The organism is Rhodoplanes tepidamans (assembly GCF_030813915.1).
Taxonomy (GTDB): Bacteria; Pseudomonadota; Alphaproteobacteria; order Rhizobiales; family Xanthobacteraceae; genus Rhodoplanes; species Rhodoplanes tepidamans.
Genome location: NZ_JAUSUJ010000019.1, coordinates 80,368 through 101,541, shown reverse-complemented (window position 1 = coordinate 101,541; position 21,174 = coordinate 80,368). Strand labels below are relative to the sequence as shown.

Sequence of the window (21,174 nt, the reverse complement as noted above, 5' to 3'; positions counted from 1 at the left end):
AGCGATCGGCCACGGGCGTGTCTAGACCGACTCGCACTCATGGCGCGTGCGCAGTTTCCCGGAGCGCGACCCAGCGCCGCGCCGCAGCATGCGCCCGCGGCGGCGGGTCACGCGGGAGCGGCGCGGCCGTAGGTGTCGATCCGGTCCGGGCCGAGCCGCGCGGTCGCCCGCAGGGCCAGGGCCGGCCCGCCGGTGAGGGCGGCGAGCGGCAGGCCCTCCAGCGGGTCGAGCCCGTCCGGCCCGATCGGCCGCTCCCCGGTGAGCAGCACGGCAGCGTCCACGAGGTCGGCCCGCACCAGGACGGCCGCGACGGTCGGGCCGCCCTCCACCAGCAGCCGGGTCACGCCGAGGGCGCCGAGGGCGCGCAGCGCGGCATCCGGGTCCACCCCGGGACCGCCGGCGGCGGGCGCCACATGGATCAGGTGGGCGCCGGCGGCGCGCAGCCGCGCGGCGGCCTCGGCCGGCGCGTCGGGGCGGGTCACGATCCACAGCGGCGTCTCGCCGGCGGTCCGCACCAGCCGCGCGGCGGCAGGCAGCCGCAGGCCCGCGTCGACCACCACCCGCACCGGCGAGCGGTGCGCGAGGCCGGGCAGCCGGCAGGTCAGGAGCGGGTCGTCGGACAGCGCCGTGCCGATGCCGACTAGAATGGCGTCGTGCATGGCCCGCATCATGTGGACGCGGGCGTTCGCCGCCTCGGCCGTGATGGCGACCGGCCGCCGGCCGGCGAGCGCCACCTTGCCGTCGGCCGACAGCGCCATCTTCAGGGTGACGTGCGGCCGGCCGTCGAGGATGCGGCGGACGTGGCCGGCATGGGCCTCGCGCGCCGCGTCGGCGCCCACCCCGACGTCCACGACGAGGCCGGCCGCGCGGAGAATCGCGTGGCCGCGCCCGGCCACCCGGGTGTCCGGGTCCTCGATCGCCGAGACGACCCGGGCGATGCCGGCGGCCCGGATGGCGTCGACGCAGGGCGGCGTCTTGCCGTGATGCGAGCACGGCTCCAGCGTCACGTAGAGGGTGGCGCCGCGGGCCGCCCCGCCCGCCCGCTTCAGCGCCTCGGTCTCGGCATGCGGGCGGCCGCCCGGCTGGGTCCAGCCGCGGCCGACGATCCGCGGCGTCCCGCCGTCGAACCGGACCACCACGGCGCCCACCGCCGGGTTCGGCCAGGTGTTGCCGAGGCCGCGCCGGCCGAGCGCCAGCGCCAGCGCCATGAAGCGGGCGTCGACGGCGGGGTCGGATCGGTCGGCGGGCGCGGGCGGGGCCGCGGCGGGGTCGGAGCGGTGCATCAGGGCTGCGACCATGCCGGCGCCGCGCCGCCGCGGCAAGGGCCGGGCGGCGCGCCGGCCAGGCGTGTCGCGCGAAATCCGCATCGTCGCTGCGGGGCCGCCCGCATGGACGGCCGCGGTGCCGCGGTGTGTAATCCCCCCACCCCCGCCTCATGGCCGCGACTCGCGCGGCATTCCGGAGTGCAATCGATGAAGACCTTCGTGCTGGTGCACGGGGCGTGGCACGGCGGCTGGTGCTGGCGCCGCGTCTCCGACCTGCTCGTCGCCCAGGGACACCGCGTCTTCGCCCCGACCCTGACCGGGCTCGGCGAGCGTTCGCATCTGCTGAGCCCCGCGGTCGGGCTCGACACGCACATCGCCGACGTCGTCAACGTGATCAAGTGGGAGCGGCTCGAGGACGTGATCCTGGTCGGCCACTCCTATGGCGGCTTCATCATCTCGGGCGCCGCCGAGGCGGTCGGCCCGTCGATCGGGGCGCTGGTCTATCTCGACGCCTTCATGCCGGAGAACGGCGCCGCCATGATCGACGGCACCTCGCAGGGCATGCGCGACGCCATCGCCAACGCGCCGAAGACCGGCGAGATCGCGCTGAAGCCCTACCCGGCCGCCGCGCTCGGGGTCGCCGAGGCGGACCGGCCGTGGGTCGACGGCCTGTGCACGCTGCACCCGATGAAGACCTACACGGACCGCATCGCCCTCACCGGCGCGGCCGACCGGGTGGCCCGGAAGGTGTTCATCCGCGCCAAGGGCTTCCCGAGCGCCCCGTTCGACGCCGTGGTGGCGAAGCTCGCCGCCGACCCGTCCTGGCGGGTGGAAGAGCTCGCCTGCGGCCACGACGCCATGGTGGCCGACCCGGACGGGGTGGCGCGGATTCTCGCGGCGGTGTGAGGCAGATAGAGCCGGAGGGCCGGGTATCGCAGCCTTCCCCCTCATGGTGAGGAGCGTTCCGAAGGAACGCGTCTCGAACCACGAGGCCTGGACTCCGGTCCGCCCTCGCCCTTCGAGACGCCCGCTGCGCGGGTTCTTCAGGGTGAGGGCGGAAACGGCGTTCGCCGTATGGAGCGAGTCAGAACGAGTCCGGTCGACCAGTCGTCATTCCGGGGCGCAGCGAAGCTGCGAACCCGGAATCCAGCGGCGAGTTCTGCAGTCGGGGTTGGATTCCGGGTTCGGCGCTGCGCGCCGCCCCGGAATGACCACCGAAGGGATCGGGCGGATGCCGGGTCAGAACACGCGGACGGCCGAGTCGACGATCGCTCTTTTCAGTGCGGGATGCAGGCTGTCCCGGGTCGTGAGATCGACCTCGACACCGAGTTCTTCTTCGAGGAACAACTTGATGCCGACGAGGTCGACCAGGGAGAATTTCTTTTCGGGATCGTAGTCGAGGAACAGATCGAGGTCACTGTCCGGCTCGGCCTCGTCTCGCGCCGTCGCCCCGAACAGGTAGAGCGCCGTCGCCCCGCGGGCCATCACGGCGCCGGCGTGCTCCTTGAGGCGTGCAATGGCATCGGCGCGATGCTTGTTGTCACCCTCCCTCGTGGTCCTCCGCGGCCGGAGTCGCCGGCTCCGGCCCTACCGCCCGGTCGGGGCCGGCTCGTCCTCGTCGCCGGCGAGCTCCGCGAGCGCCTGCTCGAAATCCTTGGCCTCGCGGAAGTTCTTGTAGACCGAGGCGAACCGCACATAGGCGACGTCGTCGAGATCCTTGAGGTGGGCCATGACGGTCTCGCCGATCGTCTCGGCCGTCACCTCGCCCTCGCCCAGGCTCTCCAGCTCGCGGACGATCCTGGAGATCGTCTGCTCCACCCGGTCGGGATCGACGTTTCGCTTTCTGAGCGCGATCTCGATCGAGCGGGCGAGCTTGTCGCGGTCGAACGGCACCCGCCGGCCGTTGCGCTTGATCACCGTGAGCTCGCGCAGCTGCACGCGCTCGAAGGTGGTGAAGCGGAAGCCGCAGGCGAGGCAGAGCCGCCGGCGGCGAATGGCGGAGGAGTCCTCGGTGGGACGCGAGTCCTTCACCTGGGTATCGAGGCTGCCGCAGCTCGGACAGCGCATTCCGCGTCCCCCGTCCTCTCTCCGGCGGCCCGCCGGCCCGGTCCCGACCTAGGTGGTGTAGATCGGGAAGCGGGCGACCAGCCGCGACACCTTCTCGCGCACCGCGCCCTCGACGAGGGCGTCCTCGTCGGCGTTCTTCTGCGACAGCACGTCGAGCACCTCGGAGATCATCTCGCCGATCTCCTTGAACTCGGCGACCCCGAAGCCCCGGGTGGTGCCGGCCGGCGTGCCGAGCCGGACGCCAGACGTCACCATCGGCTTCTCGGGATCGAACGGAATGCCGTTCTTGTTGCAGGTGATGTGGGCCCGCCCGAGCGCCGCCTCGGCGACCTTGCCGGTCAGCCGCTTCGGCCGGAGATCGACCAGCATCAGGTGCGTGTCGGTGCCGCCCGAGACGATGTCGAAGCCGCGCGATTTCAGGGTTTCCGCAAGCGCCTTCGCGTTCTCGACGACGTTCTTCGCGTAGATCTTGAAGGACGGCCGCAGCGCCTCGCCGAACGCCACCGCCTTGGCCGCGATGACGTGCATCAGCGGGCCGCCCTGCATGCCGGGGAAGACGGCCGAGTTGATCTTCTTGGCCAGCGCCTCGTCGTCCGACAGGATGACGCCGCCACGCGGGCCGCGCAGCGTCTTGTGGGTCGTGGTGGTCACGACATGGGCATGCGGGAACGGGCTCGGATGCGCCCCGCCCGCCACCAGTCCGGCGAAATGCGCCATGTCGACGAACAGATAGGCCCCGACCTCGTCGGCGATCTCGCGGAAGGCGCGGAAGTCGATCACCCGCGGATAGGCCGAGCCGCCGGCGACGATGACCTTCGGCTTGTTGGCGCGGGCGAGCTCGCGCACCTGGTCCATGTCGATGCGGTGGTCGTCCGGCCGCACCGTGTACGGCACCACCTTGAACCACTTGCCCGAGACGTTGACGGGCGAGCCGTGGGTGAGGTGGCCGCCGGCGGCGAGATTGAGCCCCATGAAGGTGTCGCCCGGATTCATCAGGGCGAAGAACACGGCGGCGTTGGCCGAGGCGCCGGAATGCGGCTGCACGTTGGCGAAGCCACATCCGAAAAGCTTCGTAACCCGCTCGATCGCCATGCGTTCCACGACGTCGACATACTGGCAGCCGCCGTAGTAGCGCTTGCCCGGCAGGCCTTCCGCGTACTTGTTGGTGAGCACCGAGCCCTGCGCCTCGAGGACGGCGCGGCTGACGATGTTCTCGGAGGCGATCAGCTCGATCTCGTCGCGCTGGCGGCCGAGCTCCTGCTCGATGGCGCCGAAGATCTCGGGGTCGGCCTCGCGGACGGACGCGGAAAAGAAGGCTTCGGCTTCGCGCGAAGCCGGGTTGGTCACGGACATCATGGTCTCCTGGCGCCGCGGAACGCGCAAAGAAGCGCCTGCGACAGGCGTGTGCCGGGGTGTTTGGGCCGCCGGATTAGCACATCGGCCGCCAAGCGCCAAGTTGTGGGACGGCGGCACGGCGCCGGGCTCAATATCTGGGGTCTCCGGGATCGCGGCTGCATTCGTGGGCCGCCCCCGCGGCTCAGCGGCCGCCGCCCTGCCCGCCGCCCTGCCCGCCGCCTTCCTGGGCGAGCCGGCGCTCCAGCTTGCGCATGGCGAGGCGCTGCAGCTCCCAGCGCGGCGCCGTCAGCGGGCCCATGACGGTGACCTCGATGCCGGTGGCGGCGTCGATCGCCACCACCCGGACGGTGCCGCCGACCGTCATCATCTCGAACAGCACCTCGCGACCCGCTGATTCGTCCGCCATCCCGGCCTCGTGCAGTGGAGCCGGGAGGCTAGCAGATTTCCGCCCCGGGACGACGGCGCCGATCGTCGCCGCCCCGGCGGGAGCGGACGGCCGCCTGCGGGCCGCCCGGCCCGGCCTCAGGGCCGCGCCTCCAGCACCATGTTGAACGGCGTCGTCACGGTGCGGCGGACGTGGGAGAAGCCGCCCTCGCGCAGCACGGCGGCGAGCCGGGCCTCGCCGGCCTGGGCGCCGAGCGCGGCGCCGACCTCCTGGCTCAGCGAGGCCGGCACGCACAGGCTGGTCGAGTAGGCGTAGAAGGCGCGGCCGACCGGGCCGAGGTTCTCGGCGAGCGAGTCGCCGGCGGCCGGCTCGACCACCATCAAGGTGCCGTCGGGCGCCAGGCTGTCGCGGATGTGGCGGGCGGCCCCGGCCGGATCGCCCATGTCGTGCAGGGCGTCGAACAGGGTGGCGAAGTCGAAGCCGTGGCCGGCGAAGTCCTGCGCCCGCGCCACCTCGAAGCGGACGTTGCGGCGACCCTCCAGGTGCGAGCGGGCGTGGTCGATCGACGGGGCGTGGAAGTCGATGCCGACGAACGCGGAGCGCGGGAAGGCATCGGCCATGATCAGGGTCGAGGCGCCGTGGCCGCAGCCGACGTCGACGACGCGGGCGCCGGCCTCGAGCTTCGCCACCACGCCGGCGAGCGACGGCAGCCACTCGGCGACGAGATGCGCCCGGTAGCCGGGGCGGAAGAACCGCTCGGTGCCGCAGAACAGGCAGGCGCAGTGCTCGCCCCAGCCGATGCCCTCGCCGCTCCGGAACGCGGCGGCGAGCCGGTCCTCGCCGGCATAGACGGCGCCGAGCCCGGAAAAGCCGCCGCCCATGAACACCGGGCTGTCCTCGTCGGCCAGCACGGCCGCCTGCTCGGCGGTGAGCCGGAAGGTCCCGTCCGCCGCCTCCCAGGTCACGAAGCCGGAGGCCGCCTGGGCCGACAGCCATTCGCGCACGTAGCGCTCCTGCGTGCCGGTCGCCCGCGCCAGCGCCGCGCTGGTGAGCGGCCCGTGCCGGTGCAGGGCCCGCCAGAGGCCGAGCCGGTCGCCGAGGCTGACGAGCACGCCGTTGGCGGCGGCGCCGAGCTCGACGACCATGGTTCCGAGCAGCGCGTTCAGGCGCTGCGTGTCGAGGGTCATGCTGTCCATCGGGGGGTCCTTTCGGGTTCGTCGCACGGCCGCGCGCGGCCACGGACGGCCCGCGCCGCGCGCGGTCCGCCGCACGGCACGGTTGGTATCGCTGGCGCGGTTCGTCGTTCAGGGGCAGACTGGCCGGGACCGGGGGGTATCGAGCCAACAGGGAGCGGTGCCGTGCCGACCACGCCGCTGCGCGTCAGCATCCCGGTCTTCCCGGAATGCGATCCGTCGATCGTCTACGGCGTGTTCGACACGCTGTGGGCCGCCGGACGGGTGTGGGACATGCTCCAGGGCCGCCCCGCGGGGCCGCCGCTGTTCGAGCCTCGCATCGTCGCCGCCACCACGGATCCGCTGGTGCTCTTCACCGGGGTGAGCATCGTGCCGCAGGACGCCGCCGCGGACATCGGCGAGACCGACATCGTCTTCGTCCCCAACGTGATGGTCGACACCCCGGAGTCGCTGGACCGGCTCGATCCCGCCCTGGTCGCGTGGATCGCCCGCATGCATGCGGGCGGCGCCCATCTCTACGCCGCCTGCGGCGGTTCGCTGGTGCTGGCCGCCGCCGGCCTGCTCGACGGGCTGGAGACGACGACGCACTGGGCCTATGCGCCGCTGCTGCGCAAGGCCTTCCCGACCGTGCGGGTGCACGCGGACCGCATCCTGGTCCAGGCCGGCGAGGGCCATCGCATCGTCTGCTGCGGCGGCGCCTCGTCGTGGCAGGATCTGAGCCTGCTGCTGATCGCCCGCCACGCCGGCACCGAGGAGGCGCTGCGCATCTCGAAGGTCTTTCTGTACCAGTGGCACCGGGAGGGGCAGCTCCCCTACGCGTCGCTGCTCGCCAACACGAGCCACGAGGACGCGGTGGTCGGCGCCCTGCAGACCTGGCTGGCCGAGAACTACGGGCGGCACGACGTGCTGACCGAGATGCTGCGCCGCGCCGCGCTGCCCAAGCGCACCTTCGACCGGCGCTTCAAGCGCGCCACCGGCTACGCGCCGCTCGCCTATGTGCAGGCGCTGCGGATCGAGGAGGCGAAGCAGCTCCTGGAGACCAGCGAGGCCTCGGTGGAGGCCGTCGCGGCCGAGGTCGGCTACGAGGACGTGTCCTATTTCCGCCGGCTGTTCCTGCGGCTCACCGGCATGCGGCCGGGCGACTACCGCCGCAAGTTCCAGCTGCCGCGGCTCGTCGCCGGGCGCGGCGCGCCGGGGCGGCCAGCCGCCGGCGGCGCGGAGGATGCCGAAGCGGGGTGTGGCGAAGCCGGGCGCGGCGGTGCCGCCGCCCCCTACCCGCGCGTCGCGCCGGCCGTGCTGGCGGCGAGGCCGTCGCGGGAATAGATGTCGTCGCGGAACTGGACGACGCCGTCGGGCGTCACCCAGGCGGTCACGTAGACCCAGTAGAGCGGCACCGGGCTCGACAGGCGGGCGTCCTTGCGCTCGCCCGACTTGATCACCGCGTCGATCTCGGCGCGCGTCCAGCCGGGCGTGTCGGCGAGCAGCCAGACCACCAGCTCGCGGACGTTCTGCACCCGCATGCAGCCCGAGGAGTGGAACCGGAAGTCCTCGCCGAACAGGTTCTTGGACGGCGTGTCGTGCATGTAGACGCCGTCCTTCGAGGGGAAGTTGATGCGGATCGAGCCGAGCGAGTTGAAGTCGCCGGGATCCTGCTTGAAGCGGTAGTTCACCGCCTCGTTGGTGTTCCAGTTGATCTGGGTCGGCTGCAGCTCGGTGCCGCGGCCGTCGAAGATGCGGATGTGATTCTTGGTGAGATAGTCCGGCTCCTCCTGCATGCGCGGGATCAGGTCCTTGCGCACGATCGAGACCGGCACGGTCCAGTACGGGTTGAAGTTGACCTCGACGATGCGGGTCTGCAGGTCGGGCGACGGGCGGTCCGGCTTGCCGGCCACGGTGACGTGACGCGACACCACGACGCCGCTGTCGATCGCCTCGATCTGGGCGGCCGGGATGTTGGCGACCACCAGCTTGGAGCCGAGATTCTGCGACAGCGTGCGCAGCCGCACCACGTTGATGCGCAGCTGGGCGAGCCGCACCTGGGCCGGTACGTTGAGGGCCTTGAGGGTCTGCTGGCGCACCACCCCGTCGACGGTCAGGCCGTGGCGCGCCTGGAAGCGCCGCACCGCCGCCTCGACATAGGAATCGTAGACGTCGCCCGCCCCCGCCGCGGCCGGATCGATGTCGCCCGACACCGCGAGCCGCTCGCGCAGCACCGGGACGGCGGGATTGCGGTTGCCGAGCCGCAGCCGCTCGACCTGCGGCACCGCCGGCCAGCCGCCCTGCGCCACGATCGCCTCGTAGCGCGGGATGAACTGCTCGGTGGTCTGCGCCGTCGACGGGTCGAGGGTCGGCAGCGAGGCCTTGGGCATCAGGATGGTGCGCGAGGCCGAATCGAAGCCCTGGCCGAAATTGCGCCCCTGGCTCTGCTGGATGAGCTGCTCGAGCACGGCGTCCTGGGCGCCGGCGCTGCCGATCCCGGCGATGCCGGCCGCCCCGCCCGCCAGGGCGCGCAGGACCGTCCGCCGGTCGAAGCCAGGGATCCGCGGCGACATCGGCTGCGCGCCATCGTTCCGGTGGAGCCCCGCCGCGCCACCGTGGTTCTTCACGTCCCCGTCCATCTCACCTCGCAGCGACCTCTGAGGCGCGCCCCGACACTGCCGCGCCTCGCCCGTCCGCATCCCGAAGATCCCGGCCATTACGGAGCCGAGCCGGCGTTTTTATGTCACCTCGGCAACGATCGTGCACGCACGACGATGCTCTGCAGCTCTGCAGCCCTGCATGGTGATCGCGAGAAACGTGTCGGGGCGCGAGCATTGACGGTATTCCAGGGTGTTCCGTAAGTTCGCCGCGCACCGATGCGCGAGTCCGTCCGCCCCGGCGAGGGCCGCGCATCGCAACCCCCGAACGGCAATGGAGCCGATCTCAATGAGAATGACCGTTCTGTCCGCCGCGGCCCTCGTCTCGATGGTCGCGACGACGGCGCTCGCGCAGAGCCGGCAGGACTTCACGCTCGTCAACCGCACCGGCTACGACATCAGCGAGGTCTACGTCTCGCCGAGCAAGGCCGACGACTGGGAAGAGGACGTCCTGGGCGACGACACCCTGGAGGACGGCGAACGCGCCAACATCACGTTCAGCCGCGCCGGCAAGACCTGCCTGTGGGACCTCAAGGTCGTCTACAGCGACGACGACTCCTCCGCCGTCTGGCACGACATCAACCTGTGCCGGGTCGAGCGGGTCACGCTCCGCTACAACAGCAAGACCGACACCACCTCCGCGACGTTCGACTGAGAGCGGGCCGGGCTCGTCCCGCCCATTCGGCATGCGGGCGTGGCCCGAAAACGCACGAAGCCCCGGTCCGCCGAAGGCGGCCGGGGCGTTCGTCCGGGGGGTCGGGTGCGGAGCACCCGCCGGTGTTCGACGGATCGGACCCGCGATCAGAGCCGATAGAGGATCTGGTCGGTCCAGAATCGCTCGAGCCGATGCAGCGCCTTGTTGAGGGTGGCGAACTCCTCGGCGTTGACGCCGCCCACCTGCTCCACCGTGCGCACGTGCTTCTGGTAGAGCGCCTCGATGATGTTGCGCACCTCGCGGCCCTTGTCGGTCAGCTTGATGCGCACCGAGCGGCGGTCGACGCGCGAGCGCTGGTGATCGAGGAAGCCCATCTCGACGAGCTTCTTCAGGTTGTAGGAGACGTTCGAGCCCAGGTAGTAGCCGCGCGTGCGCAGCTCGCCCGCGGTGAGCTCCTTGTCGCCGATGTTGTAGAGCAGCAGCGCCTGCACGGAGTTGATGTCGGCGCGGCCGCGGCGGTCGAACTCGTCCTTGATGACGTCGAGAAGCCGGCGGTGCAGCCTCTCGACGAGCGTCAGCGATTCCAGGTAGAGCGGCCGGATATGGTCGAAGCGCATATCCCGCTCGGCGGGTTCCGCCGGCCTAGCGACTGCTTTCATGACGACGCCTGTTGGTTGTTGTACGACGAGGCCCTGTATTCCTCGTTCGTCCTATTCCTACGTGACACGCTCTAAAAACGGTTTAAACAATACAATAAAGAACCCGTTTATTTGCCGAGGTAAACCAACGACTAAGGATGGAATCCGAGGGGTTGGTTTTACCTTGCGTTCACCGCTTTTCGACTGGACCGTGGAACCGGCAAGTCCGGTCGGGCGCACGGGTTTTTCGTTCACCCGAAAACGATCGCGGCGGCCCCTGGAGCCGCCGCGATTGCCTGCCGGGTCGCTCCGGACGCGGACCGCAGGTCCGCCGGCCCGGGAAGATGCGTCGCGTCAGTTCACCCGGGTCCAGGTCTGGCCGCCGCAGAACATGCCGCCGAAGGCACAGCCCTGCACCCGCATCCGGTCGTCGCCCTTCATGGCGAGGGTCGAGTCGTAGATGCCGCCGCCACCATTGCGGGTGTCCTTGATGCGGCCCTTCCAAACGCTGCCGGACGGCTTCATGTCGATCAGCACCTTCTGGCCGTTGCGGCCGGTCTTCTCGTCGACCGCGTAGCCGCAGAGATTCGGGCCGCAGGCCTCGACCCGCACCATGCCCTCCTTCTTCTCGGTCGCCCACAGGCCGATCGGGCCGGTGGCGGCGGCCGCCGGAGCGGGCGTCGGAGCGGGTGCGGGCGGCAGCGCGGCGACGCGCGGCTCGGGCTGCGGCGCCACGGCCGGGGCCGGAGCGGGCGGTGGAGCGGCCGCGGCAGCCGGCGGCGTCACCGTGACGGGCGCCGGATCGGAGCGCCCGGTGACGGGCGGAGGCGCCGGCGGCGGGGGCGGCACGGCGACGACGCCCGCGGTGGCCGGGGCCGGAGCCGTGGTGGTCGGCTGCGGCGGCGGGGCGGCCGGCGCGGTCGCGGTCCCGGTGCCCGGGCGCGAGCGCCACTGCGGCGCCGGCACCGTGGCCGTCTCGGTCTCCTCCTCGTCGTCGTCCTTGCCGAGGCCGCCGAAGCCGCCGAGCTTGCCCTTGGCGAGGCTCTCGATGTCCTTCCAGCCGATCCCGGGCAGGTCGTAGCGCTGGGCGTCGCGGGCGCCGCGCTCGCGCCAGGTGACCGAGCCGCACAGCCTGTCGCGGCAGCGCTCGTCGATGTCGAAGCGGACCGTGCCGCCGTTGACCGGGACGCTGAACGAGCCGGCCTGGGCGGCGCCGCCCAGGACCACGAAGGCGGCGGCGAGACCGAACGTCCGACCCAGCGTGCGGCCAAGAGCGCGAGCAAGGGTGTTCATGGGATCCTCCCGTCGATGGGCCCGGCGGCCCGTGTCGAAGGCGAGGATGCGCCGCAGCCGGCGCCACAACCGTGAGGTGGATCACACGCGGCCGGCGCCGCCGTCGGCCGGCCGAACCGCCGGGCGTGACGCGACAGGGCGGATCCCGGCGACCCGCCCTGCCCGCCCGTCGCCGCGCGGTGGGTCCGCCTCGCGGCGGCTCAGTGGCCGTTGACCGGGAGGGCCGGTGCGGTCGAGACGGCCGGGCGATCGACCTCGTCGATCGAGATGCCGGCGCGCGACACCTGGGTCGCCCACAGCGGCATGTCGAGCTCGAGGAAGGCCGAGAAGGCTTCGATCGGGGCGCGCACCGGCTCGGCGCCGCTCGCCGTCAGGTTCTCCTTGAACAGCCGCGACTCGAGGGCGCGGCCGATCGCGTTGGCGAGCTCGCGCTGGATCTCGGTCGGCACGCCGCGCGGCGCCATCAGGCCGAACCACAGGCTGACGTCGACGCCGGCGACGCCGGTCTCGGCCAGCGTCGGCAGCTGCGGCGCCACCGCGCTGCGGCGCGCGCCGGTGACGGCGAGCTGGACGATGCGGCGGTCGGCCGCGATGCCGGCGATGGTCGGCAGCGGCGCGAACAGCACCTCGAGCCGCCCGGCGACCAGGTCGGCGGCGGCCTCGTGACTGCCGCGATAGGAGACGTGCTCCAGCCGGATGCCGGCGGAGGCCTTGAACAGCTCGGCGGCGATGTGCGGGCCGGTCGCCAGCCCGGAGGTGCCGTAGCGCAGGGCGCCGGGCCGCGCCTTGGCGAGCGCCACCAGCTCCCGGATCGAGCCGACGCCGAGCGCGCGGTTGACCACCACGACGGTCGGCACCCGCCCGAGCAGCGCGATCGGCGCGAAGGCGTTCGGGAACGCGAAGGGCTGCTCCGGCAGCAGCGCCGCATTGGCCGACTGGGCGTTGCTGGCGACGAACAGCGTGTAGCCGTCCGGCTCGGCGATCGCCGCCGCGGCGGCCGCGTCGTTGCTCGAATGGCCGGGGATGTTCTCGACGATGAAGCGCTGGTTGAAGTACTCGGTCAGCTTGTCGGCGTAGATGCGGGCCAGGATGTCGGTCGTCGAACCGGCTGGGAAGCCGACCACGATGTGGACCGGGCGGATGGGATAGATCTGGGCCTCGGAGACGGCCGTCGAGGCTCCTCCGGCGAGGAGCACCACGGCGATCAGGGCCAGCAGTCGGCGCAACACGGTCGTCTCCCGTCACGGGCCCTCTCGCGGGCTCCGTCTCGCGGCGCACGCCGTCGCCTCTCGCATGTCGGGGGACGATCGGCGGTGGGAGGGACTTCGAACGTGTCCGCCGACACGCGGGGAGCGGCGCACGGGCCGTCCGGGATCTATTTAACCTCGCCTGCAACCAGTTGAATCTGTCGGATCACGTAGACCCGCATGCGTATCATCGCGGACAGACGCGCGCCCCGCGCCGGTCTCCGCGAACCGAATATTCACGAATCGTGAACCATATGACGCGGGCGCGCGGACACCCGGCCCGCCGCGCCCGCGTGCCGCGGTCAGAAGCGGACCGCGAGGGTGCCGCGCACGCCGTGGTCGGTGATGTCGGGCCCGTACTGGCCGCGCCACGACACCCCGGCCGTGACGTTGGCGGCGACCGCGACGTCGAGCCCGAGATCGCCGACGAAGGCGTCGCGGGCGATCGGCGCGCCGGCGACCGTGAAGGCGCTGCCGCCGGCGAGCGCCAGCGTCGCCAGCGGGCTCGTGTCGCCGAAGGCGTGCCGCCAGCCGACCGTCCCGCGAAGCTTGGCGAGCGCGGCGCCGAGGGTCACGTCGGCGGAGCCGTGCAGGCCGAGCGTCGTGAAGGTCACGGCGGTGTCGTCGGAGCCGGCCGCCAGCGCCGCGCCGTTGCCGCTCTCCGCGAAGGCGTCGGTGTGCAGGTTCACATGGGCGAGCGCCGCGAACGGCTCCAGCACGGTGCGGCCCGCCGGCAGCTTCCAGCCGAGCTCGACGAAGCCCTGCGCCATGCCGGCGCCGTAGTCGGCGGTCGGCAGGTCGGAGAAGCCGCTCATGATCACGGCGCGCGACGTGGCGATGTCGTCGTGCGTGTAGGCGGCGCCGGCGCGCAGGCCGAGCGCGCCCCACTGGCGGCCGCCATAGGCGCCGACGTGATAGCCGTCGGCGCTCGCCGATCCGGCCGCGCCCGACATGGTGGTGCGGCTGTAGCCGGCGAGCAGGCCGAGGCGCCAGCCGTCGAGCACGACGCCGTCGCCGCCGACCACGAAGCCGCCGGTCGAGCGGTCGAACGCACGGGCGTTGCCGTCGCCCTGCGCCGTGCCCCACATGCCGAAGCTGCGGCTCCACAGCGTGGTCGCGCCGACCTGCGGCCCGACCGCGTCGAAGGCGCCACGCACGCGGTCGAGGGCGGCGTCGCGGACGAGCCCGCCGGTCTCGATCAGGGCGCCCTTCAGCGAGGCGTGCACCTCGCCCGAGATCTGGTCGAAGGCCTGCTGCGCGGCCGCGTCGCTCGGCAGGAACGCCACCGCGTTGTAGAGCGCGCTCGCATTGGTCAGCCCGCCGACCGCGCCCGCCGCGGCGGCCTGGTTGGCGGTCGCGGCGGCCGCCGTGAAGGCGCGGGTGAGCGCCACGTCGAGATAGACGTTGGTGCTGTCGTAATCGAGGGTCGCGGTGGCGAAGGCCGACACCGCACCGCCGTTGGCGACGGCGTCGTAGGTGCCGGTCACGCCGCCGTCGGCGGTCAGGATGGTGTAGCGGGTGCCGACCGTGGCGATCCCGTAGGTCGTCACCGCGACGGTGCCGCCCTGGATGTCCGCCGTGCCGGTGGCGTGGATCAGGTCGGAGGTGCCGTTCGCCCCGATCTCGACCGCGTAGGTCGTGGACGCCCACTGTGTGTAGGTCCCCGCGACCGTCAGGGTGCCGATCGAGTTGCCGGGCGCCACCGTGCCGCCAGACGTCACGATGGTGTCGCCGATCGTGCCGGAACCATTCAGGGTGCCGGTCTCGCCGACCACCACGGCGCCGTCGACGGTGCCGTTCACGTTCAGGGTGCCGTCGACCTGCACGGTGGTGGCCGTCAGGCTGGCGCCGGCCGCGATGGAGAGCACACCCTCGTTGTAGAAGGTGGTCCCGATCAGGTTCAGGCTCGATCCGGCGCCGAGCGAGATCAGTCCCGAGGCCGTGTTGGTGAAGGTGGTCAGGCCGTCGAGTGTCGCGGAGCCGCCGGCCGCCACGGTGACCAGGCCCTCGTTGGTGAAGCTCGACGTGCCGGTCAGGGTCCAGCTGGCGCTCGTGACGCCGGTCGGCAGCAGGTTCCAGGTGCCCTGGTTGACGATCTCGTTGGTGCCGCCGGCCGTGGTGAGGCCGCCGTTGACGGTGCCGGTGTTGGTGAAGGTCGCCGTGCCGGTGGTCACCGACAGCGCGACGGCGACCGGATCGGTCGCCGCGGTCGCCGTGACGATGCCGGAGTTCGTGACCGTCACGTCGCCGTCGCTGCTCTCCGCCCGGATGCCGCCGAGCGCCGTGACGGTGCCGGCATTGGTGACGGTGACGTCGCCTGACGCCGTCAGCGCGACGATGCCGTAGCCGCTCGGCGCCGAGATGGTGCCGGTCGCCGTGTTGGTGACGACGACATCGCCGGAGGTGCCGGCCTCGGCCCAGATGCCGACATGACCGTACGTGCCGGCATCCGTCACGGTCGTGTCGTCGTAGGTGAACAGGCTGCCGCTGTTGGTCACCGTGACGGTGCCGGTCTCGGCCACCGCCTGCACGGCGACGTCGTCGTAGGCCGTGACGGTGCCGGAGTTGACGATGGTCGCGTCGCCGGCCGCCGACCACGCGACGAGGCCCTGGCGGGTGGTCGCGGTGACGGTGCCGGAGTTGTCGATGGACGACAGGCCCTGCCAGTTGACCGCGCGGATGCCGGCCAGATAGCCCGAGACCGTCCCGGAGTTGGTGACCGACACCGTGACCGGATCGGCACTGGTGTTGTTGTAGCCGCCGTCGGCGTAGATGCCGCGGTCGTCGGTCGAGACGACGGTCCCCGAATTGGTGATCGAGACCGCGCCGAGATTGGTGGTCGCCGTGATGCCCGGCCCGCCCGTCGCCGTGACGGTGGCGGCGCTGTCGATGGTGATGTCGCCCGACGTCTCGTTGCGGATCCACACGGCGCCGAAGCCGGCGAGCGACGTGATCGACACGCCGGAGCCGAGATTGACCACGATGTCGTGGTCGGGCGCATCGGCGTAGGAGTAGACGGCGCTGTAGCTCGGGTTGGAGACGATGGTCGTCCCCGTGAGGGTCAGCGTGTGGCTGGTCGGCGTGGTCGCGCCGGTGGCGGGCGCCAGGAAGACGCCGACCGTCGTCATGTCCGTGACGGTGAGCGAGGTGGCGCCGGTGCCGGTGCGGACGTCGACGAAGCTCGCGTCGCACTGGCTCGACACAACGGCCACGTCGCCGGTGATGGTGCAGCCGGCGACGGCCGCGTCGGACAGCGCCGCCTGCAGGGCGGCGAGCGCGACTCCGCTCGCGAGGATCGTCCGCACCGAGCGGCACGGGGACGAAGACGCCCGGCGCGCGCTCGACGCGACGGGGAGAGACCGGCTCGGGATCACGGGGGCACCTCGGGGCGTGGCAGGGGGCGCGCGGACACGCGCCGACGACGAGGCTAGAGAGCCGCCGCCGCCGCCGCCAACCCGCGAACGCCGACGGAGCCTCGTCCCGGGGGGTTAGCTCCCGGGTTGTAGCTTCCGTGCAACAGATCGTGCCGGACCCGCGCTCGCGTTCGGACGCGAGGCCGTCGAGCGCCTACCCTGACGTGCCGAAACGAATGCGGCGGCCGGGGCTTGGCCCGGCCGCCGCAACCGAAATCGCAAGATCCGGCAGTGATTCGCGCCGCGCCGCCAGCCGCGCCGGCTAGCTGCGGCGCTCCGCCGTCCAGGTGCCGGCGCAGGCGCCGCCCGTCCACTTGCCGGTGCCGGATTCGCCCGACAGGCGGCCCTGGCCGGTGGCGCTCTTGCCGCCGTAGCTCAGCCGGACGATCAGCTTGCCGTCGCGGGCGACCTTGCCGGAGATGTCGAACGAGGTGCTGCCGGCGTTGATCAGGCTGCCGTCGTTGTTGATGCGGATGGGGTACCGGTAGGCGCGGTCGCAGTCGCCCTGCTCGGTGACGACCACCACGCTCCAGATCCCGTCGAAGCCGGTGCGCGCATCCGCCGGCTGCGCGCCGGCCAGCACGGTCCCGATCGAACCCGCGGCGAGCGCCGCCACGGCGCAACGAACGAAAGCAGTCTTCATCTGTCGATGTCTCCCCTCGAAACGACCGGGTGCGAAACGACCGGGTGCGCGACAATGCGCGACATCGGTGAAAACCTGGTTTCTTTCCACCGACCGTCCCCCGCTTCGTCGGACGGGGTAACCACAAGGTTCAGCAATGGTTCCCGATCACCGCGAATTTTATTAACCATTGTTTCCCGGTCGGGCCGCAGGCGCGCCCGTCACGCCCAGGCGAGGCCGCCGAGCGCGAGACTCGCGTCCCACAGCCGGCGGGCGACGGCGTCGTCGCGGGCCGCCGCCGAGGGCTCGGCGAGGCGCGAGCGCACCACATAGGCGCCGGTCGTCGTGTCGAACTCCGGCGCCGAGGCGACATGGATCGAGGTCGCGGCGCCCTCGGCCAGCGGCAGCGCGAACAGCTTGGCGATCCGGATGCCGAGGCCGTAGAGGCCGCGATTGTTGTCGCCGAAGCCGGTGGCGACGAAGCCGGGATGCAGGCAGTTCGCCGTCACGCCGGTGCCGGCGAGCCGGCGGGCGAGCTCGCGGGTGAACAGGATGTTGGCGAGCTTGGAGCGGCGATAGACCGGCCAGCCGCCGTAGCCGCGCGCCGCCTGGAGGTCGTCGAGATCGAGCGTCGCGCCGCGATGCGCCTCGGAGGCGACGTTGACGACCCGGGCCGGCGCCGAACGGACCAGCGTGTCGCGCAGCAGCACGGTCAGCGCCACATAGGCCATGTGATTGAGCGCGAAGGTGCGCTCCAGCCCGTCCGCCGTCACCTCGCGGCGGGCGAACATGCCGCCGGCATTGTTGAGCAGCACGTCGACGCGGGGCCGCGCCGCGAGCCGCGCGGCGAGCGCCCGGAGATCGTCGAGTCGCGCCAGGTCGGCGTAGTCGATCTCGGCCTCGGCGCCGGGCACGAGCTGCCGCAGGCGGGCGAGCGCCGCCTCGCCGCGAGCCCGGTCGCGGCCGACCAGCACCAGCCGGGCGCCCTTCCGGGCCAGCCCGACCGCGGTCTCGAGCCCGATCCCGCCGGTCGCGCCGGTGATCACCACGGTCTTGCCGGACAGTGACCCGTCCGCCGCTGTCGTTCCGGTCGTCGTCCCGGTCGCCGCCATGCCGCCCTCCCGCCCTAGCTCAGGCCCGGGATGTGGCGGCGCCGACGGCCGCCGGCAAGGCCTTACCGGGAGCTCGCCGGGCCGCAGGCCGGCGGCCGTGGACCCGGCGCCGGCTCAGCGGCGGGCGCGCCGGCCCTTGCGGGGCGAGCCCATCAGGCCCTGCATGGAGCGCCAGTCGATGGCGCTCATCATGCCCATCATCGACCCCATGTCCATGCCGCCCATGCCGCCGCCGAAGCCCCCGCCCATCCCGCCGAAGCCGGCCGGGGAGACGCCTCCGCCGGAGCCTCCACCGAAACCGCCGAAGCCAACGCCTCCGCCGCCGCCTCCGTCCATCATGTCGGCCATCATCGGCCCGAAGGCCTGCATCAGCTGGGCGTAGCGCTTCTTGCCCATGCGCTGCTTCATCATCTCCATCAGCGGCGCCATCTGGCTCATCATCTGCTCGCCTCCGAAGCCGCCCATGCCGCCGCCCCCGAAGCCGCCGAAGCCCGCCATCTGGGCCCGCGCCGGGACCGGCCCGGCCAGCACCAGGATCGCCACCGCGGCGGCGCCGGACAGGCCGGCCGCCCGCCGCGCACGCCGCTTCGAAAGTGCCGCCTTCGACAATCCATCCATGCGAAGTCCTCCTCGGACGGCGCGGGCCGTCGCCTGCAGGGGTTGCCCCCTCCGCGGATCCCCGTTCGGCGATCGGTGCCGCGACCCGGGCGGGCGGTTCACGCATGCACGCGCGTTCCGTTCTGAAGTCCGGAACGCCGGCGGCCGGCGGGCCGCCTCTCTCGCGAGGCTGCCTTATTCGTGCAATCTGCGGACCGCACAATTCGGTGAGGGCCGGCCCGACTCGCGCCGGCGCCGCTGCGGGAGGGGACCCCCATGCCGGACACCGCCGGTCGCTTCGACGTGTTCACGGCCTTCGGCACCATGCATCTCGTCACGGTGCTGTGCTGCTTCGCGGCGATCGCCGCCGTGGTGACGCTCGGCCGCCGGCTGGCGCCGGAGGGCGAGCGGCGGCTGCGGCAGGGCCTGGTCGCCTTCGCGGCCACGATCTGGGTCGTCTACAACATCGCCTGGAACTGGGGCGGCATCGACGTGGCGAGCGGCCTGCCGCTGCACATCTGCGACGTCGGCGGCGTGATCGCCCCGCTGGCGCTGCTCACCCAGCGCCGCTTCCTGCGCGCCGCCCTGTACTTCTGGGCCTTCGCCCTGACCACCCAGGCCTTCATCCAGCCGACCCTGGTCCAGGGCCCCGCCTCGCCGCTGTTCTGGTGCTTCTGGATCGCCCACTCGATCATCCTGGGCTACGCCGTCTACGACATCGCGGTGCTCGGCTTCCGCCCCGACTGGGCCGACTTCCGCCGCGCCGCCGTGTTCACGGTGGCCTATGTGGCGGTGGTGTTCGTGGTGAACATCGCGCTCGGCTCCAACTACGCCTATGTCGGCAATCCGGCCGACCCGAAGCTGGTGCCGCCCTTCGTCGCCCTGCTCGGCCCGTGGCCGCTCCGGGTGCCGGTGATGGCCGCCCTCGCCGGGCTCGGCTTCCTGCTGGTGTTCCTGCCCTGGCGTTTTTTGCGGAAGCCCGCCGTCGAGGCGGAGGTGGAGCCTGAGGCGGCGTGAACGGCTGAGCGGCTCGTCCCGAGGGCCGCGCGACGAGCGACACTGCGTGCCCCGGACAAGGCGCGGCGGGCCGCAGGCCCGATGCGCCGCCGAGCCGGGGCCCAGGGGCGGCGTGGCACCGCCTCGGTGGCCCCCCTGGGTCCCGGCTCGCGGTGCGTCGCACCGCGTCCGGGACACGAGGCCTTCTCCCCGGAACGACGGGGGCGGCTTCCCAAGGGCCGCCCGTTGCTCTAGGAAGCGGCCCTTCCGCAACCGAACGGCCCCGATCTCGATGCAGACCCCCGCCCCGACCCTGCCCGCCCCGGCCGCCGAGGCGTCCGCGCCCGACACGGCGGCCGCGCGCAAAGTGAGCTTCGTGTCGCTCGGCTGCCCGAAGGCGCTGGTCGATTCCGAGCGCATCATCACCCGGCTGCGTGCCGAGGGCTACGAGCTGACCCGCACCCACACGGGTGCCGACCTGGTGCTGGTCAACACCTGCGGGTTCCTGGACTCGGCCAAGGCGGAGTCGCTCGCCGCGATCGGCGACGCGCTGGCCCAGAACGGCAAGGTGGTGGTGACCGGCTGCATGGGCGCCGAGCCCGAGGCGATCACCGAGAAGTTTCCCAACGTGCTGGCCGTCACCGGACCGCAGCAGTACGAGAGCGTGATGGAGGCGGTGCATCGCGCCGCCCCGCCGGCGCACGCGCCGTTCGTCGACCTGGTGCCGCCGCAGGGCATCAAGCTGACGCCGCGCCACTACGCCTATCTGAAGATTTCGGAGGGCTGCAACAACCGTTGCAGCTTCTGCATCATCCCCAAGCTGCGCGGCGACCTGGTGTCCCGCCCGGCCGCCGACGTCCTGCGCGAGGCCGAGAAGCTGGTCGCGGCCGGTGTCAAGGAGCTGCTGGTCATCTCGCAGGACACCTCGGCCTACGGCGTCGACCTGAAATATGCGGCGAGCGTCTGGCGCGACCGCGAGGTGCGGGCGAAATTCCTCGACCTGTCGAGCGCGCTCGGCGAGCTCGGCGTGTGGGTGCGGCTGCACTACGTCTACCCCTACCCGCATGTCGACGAGGTGATCCCGCTGATGGCGGAGGGGCGCGTGCTGCCCTATCTCGACATCCCGCTCCAGCACGGCGTGCAAGGCGTGCTCCAGCGCATGCGCCGCCCGGCCGCGCAGGAGAAGACGCTGGCCCGCATCGCACGGTGGCGCGAGATCTGCCCCGACATCACGCTGCGCTCGACCTTCATCGTCGGCTTCCCGGGCGAGACCGAGCAGGAGTTCGAGGAACTGCTCGCCTGGCTCGACGAGGCCTCGCTCGACCGCGTCGGCTGCTTCAAGTTCGAGCCCGTGAAGGGCGCGCCGGCGAACGATCTCGACGGCGCCGTGCCCGAGCCGGTGAAGGAGGAGCGCTGGCACCGCTTCATGCAGCGCCAGCAGGCGATCTCGGCGCGGCGCCTGAAGCGCAAGGTCGGCACCCGACAGCAGGTGATCATCGACGAGGTCGGCCCGAACGTCGCAAAGGGCCGCAGCAAGGCCGACGCGCCGGAGATCGACGGCGCCGTCTACGTCGCCTCGCGCCGCCCGCTGCGGGTCGGCGAGATCGCCACCGTCAGGATCGAGCGCGCCGACGCCTACGACCTGCACGGGACGGCCGTGGGGTTCTGATCAGTTCGGTGTCATTCCGGGGCGCCCGCA

Annotated in this window: 19 protein-coding genes; 5 read left to right on the top strand and 14 right to left on the bottom strand. The window is 72.2% G+C overall.

From position 1 onward, the window contains the following. Nucleotides 1-107: 107 nt before the first annotated feature. Nucleotides 108-1,208 (bottom strand): bifunctional diaminohydroxyphosphoribosylaminopyrimidine deaminase/5-amino-6-(5-phosphoribosylamino)uracil reductase RibD, encoded by a 1,101-nt coding sequence (gene ribD / locus J2S22_RS21360; RefSeq protein WP_272777350.1) that lies wholly within the window; start codon nucleotides 1,206-1,208, stop codon nucleotides 108-110. A gap of 264 nt (nucleotides 1,209-1,472) precedes the next feature. On the opposite strand from ribD, the gene J2S22_RS21355 reads away from it, so the two are divergent. Then, nucleotides 1,473-2,171: an alpha/beta fold hydrolase gene (locus J2S22_RS21355; RefSeq protein ID WP_272777324.1), complete on the top strand. Its 699-nt coding sequence runs from the start codon at nucleotides 1,473-1,475 to the stop codon at nucleotides 2,169-2,171. A gap of 333 nt (nucleotides 2,172-2,504) precedes the next feature. Here J2S22_RS21355 and J2S22_RS21350 read toward each other — a convergent pair whose 3' ends face one another. From J2S22_RS21350 to J2S22_RS21330, 5 genes are all read right to left on the bottom strand, one after another. Continuing rightward, complete coding sequence (locus tag J2S22_RS21350; RefSeq protein WP_272777349.1) at nucleotides 2,505-2,750, bottom strand: nucleotidyltransferase family protein; 246 nt, start codon at nucleotides 2,748-2,750, stop codon at nucleotides 2,505-2,507. Nucleotides 2,751-2,852: 102 nt separating this feature from the next. Continuing rightward, a complete protein-coding gene (gene nrdR / locus J2S22_RS21345) occupies nucleotides 2,853-3,332 on the bottom strand; it encodes a transcriptional regulator NrdR (protein WP_272777323.1) in 480 nt (159 codons plus the stop codon). 48 nt (nucleotides 3,333-3,380) lie between these two features. Continuing rightward, the gene (gene glyA, locus J2S22_RS21340; protein WP_272777348.1) at nucleotides 3,381-4,685 is read right to left on the bottom strand and encodes a serine hydroxymethyltransferase; all 1,305 of its coding nucleotides are present in this window, start codon (nucleotides 4,683-4,685) and stop codon (nucleotides 3,381-3,383) included. A 184-nt stretch (nucleotides 4,686-4,869) separates the two neighbouring features. Continuing rightward, nucleotides 4,870-5,094: a DUF6898 family protein gene (locus J2S22_RS21335; RefSeq protein ID WP_272777322.1), complete on the bottom strand. Its 225-nt coding sequence runs from the start codon at nucleotides 5,092-5,094 to the stop codon at nucleotides 4,870-4,872. 116 nt (nucleotides 5,095-5,210) lie between these two features. Then, entirely contained in the window at nucleotides 5,211-6,260 is a 1,050-nt protein-coding gene (locus J2S22_RS21330; RefSeq protein ID WP_272777347.1) for a class I SAM-dependent methyltransferase, read from the bottom strand. A 171-nt stretch (nucleotides 6,261-6,431) separates the two neighbouring features. Here J2S22_RS21330 and J2S22_RS21325 point away from each other — a divergent pair, with 171 nt between their 5' ends. After that, nucleotides 6,432-7,589: a GlxA family transcriptional regulator gene (locus J2S22_RS21325; RefSeq protein ID WP_272777321.1), complete on the top strand. Its 1,158-nt coding sequence runs from the start codon at nucleotides 6,432-6,434 to the stop codon at nucleotides 7,587-7,589. On the opposite strand, the gene J2S22_RS21320 is transcribed toward J2S22_RS21325, so the two are convergent. Continuing rightward, nucleotides 7,538-8,818: a L,D-transpeptidase family protein gene (locus tag J2S22_RS21320; protein ID WP_272777320.1), complete on the bottom strand. Its 1,281-nt coding sequence runs from the start codon at nucleotides 8,816-8,818 to the stop codon at nucleotides 7,538-7,540. The two genes, J2S22_RS21325 and J2S22_RS21320, sit on opposite strands and share 52 nt — an antisense overlap. A gap of 379 nt (nucleotides 8,819-9,197) precedes the next feature. Between J2S22_RS21320 and J2S22_RS21315 the strand changes: the two genes are divergently transcribed. Next, entirely contained in the window at nucleotides 9,198-9,557 is a 360-nt protein-coding gene (locus J2S22_RS21315) for a hypothetical protein (protein WP_272777319.1), read from the top strand. Between the two features lie 146 nt (nucleotides 9,558-9,703). Here the strand turns inward: J2S22_RS21315 and ldtR are convergent, their stop codons facing one another. The 7 genes from ldtR to J2S22_RS21280 form a co-directional block, all read right to left on the bottom strand. After that, nucleotides 9,704-10,216 (bottom strand): transcriptional regulator LdtR, encoded by a 513-nt coding sequence (gene ldtR / locus J2S22_RS21310; protein WP_111360698.1) that lies wholly within the window; start codon nucleotides 10,214-10,216, stop codon nucleotides 9,704-9,706. 333 nt (nucleotides 10,217-10,549) lie between these two features. Further along, nucleotides 10,550-11,488 (bottom strand): DUF2147 domain-containing protein, encoded by a 939-nt coding sequence (locus J2S22_RS21305; RefSeq protein ID WP_272777318.1) that lies wholly within the window; start codon nucleotides 11,486-11,488, stop codon nucleotides 10,550-10,552. A 200-nt stretch (nucleotides 11,489-11,688) separates the two neighbouring features. Next, a complete protein-coding gene (locus tag J2S22_RS21300) occupies nucleotides 11,689-12,717 on the bottom strand; it encodes a Bug family tripartite tricarboxylate transporter substrate binding protein (RefSeq protein ID WP_272777317.1) in 1,029 nt (342 codons plus the stop codon). Between the two features lie 320 nt (nucleotides 12,718-13,037). Beyond that, the gene (locus J2S22_RS21295) at nucleotides 13,038-16,040 is read right to left on the bottom strand and encodes an autotransporter outer membrane beta-barrel domain-containing protein (RefSeq protein ID WP_272777316.1); all 3,003 of its coding nucleotides are present in this window, start codon (nucleotides 16,038-16,040) and stop codon (nucleotides 13,038-13,040) included. Between the two features lie 370 nt (nucleotides 16,041-16,410). Then, nucleotides 16,411-16,791 (bottom strand): hypothetical protein, encoded by a 381-nt coding sequence (locus J2S22_RS21290; protein WP_272777315.1) that lies wholly within the window; start codon nucleotides 16,789-16,791, stop codon nucleotides 16,411-16,413. Nucleotides 16,792-16,991: 200 nt separating this feature from the next. Next, nucleotides 16,992-17,882, bottom strand: a complete 891-nt coding sequence (locus tag J2S22_RS21285) for an SDR family NAD(P)-dependent oxidoreductase (RefSeq protein ID WP_272777314.1) — start codon at nucleotides 17,880-17,882, stop codon at nucleotides 16,992-16,994. Nucleotides 17,883-17,996: 114 nt separating this feature from the next. Continuing rightward, entirely contained in the window at nucleotides 17,997-18,500 is a 504-nt protein-coding gene (locus J2S22_RS21280; RefSeq protein WP_272777313.1) for a hypothetical protein, read from the bottom strand. Between the two features lie 255 nt (nucleotides 18,501-18,755). On the opposite strand from J2S22_RS21280, the gene J2S22_RS21275 reads away from it, so the two are divergent. Then, complete coding sequence (locus J2S22_RS21275; RefSeq protein WP_272777312.1) at nucleotides 18,756-19,496, top strand: YwaF family protein; 741 nt, start codon at nucleotides 18,756-18,758, stop codon at nucleotides 19,494-19,496. 271 nt (nucleotides 19,497-19,767) lie between these two features. Next, nucleotides 19,768-21,144 (top strand): 30S ribosomal protein S12 methylthiotransferase RimO, encoded by a 1,377-nt coding sequence (rimO, locus tag J2S22_RS21270; RefSeq protein ID WP_272777311.1) that lies wholly within the window; start codon nucleotides 19,768-19,770, stop codon nucleotides 21,142-21,144. Nucleotides 21,145-21,174 lie beyond the last annotated feature (30 nt).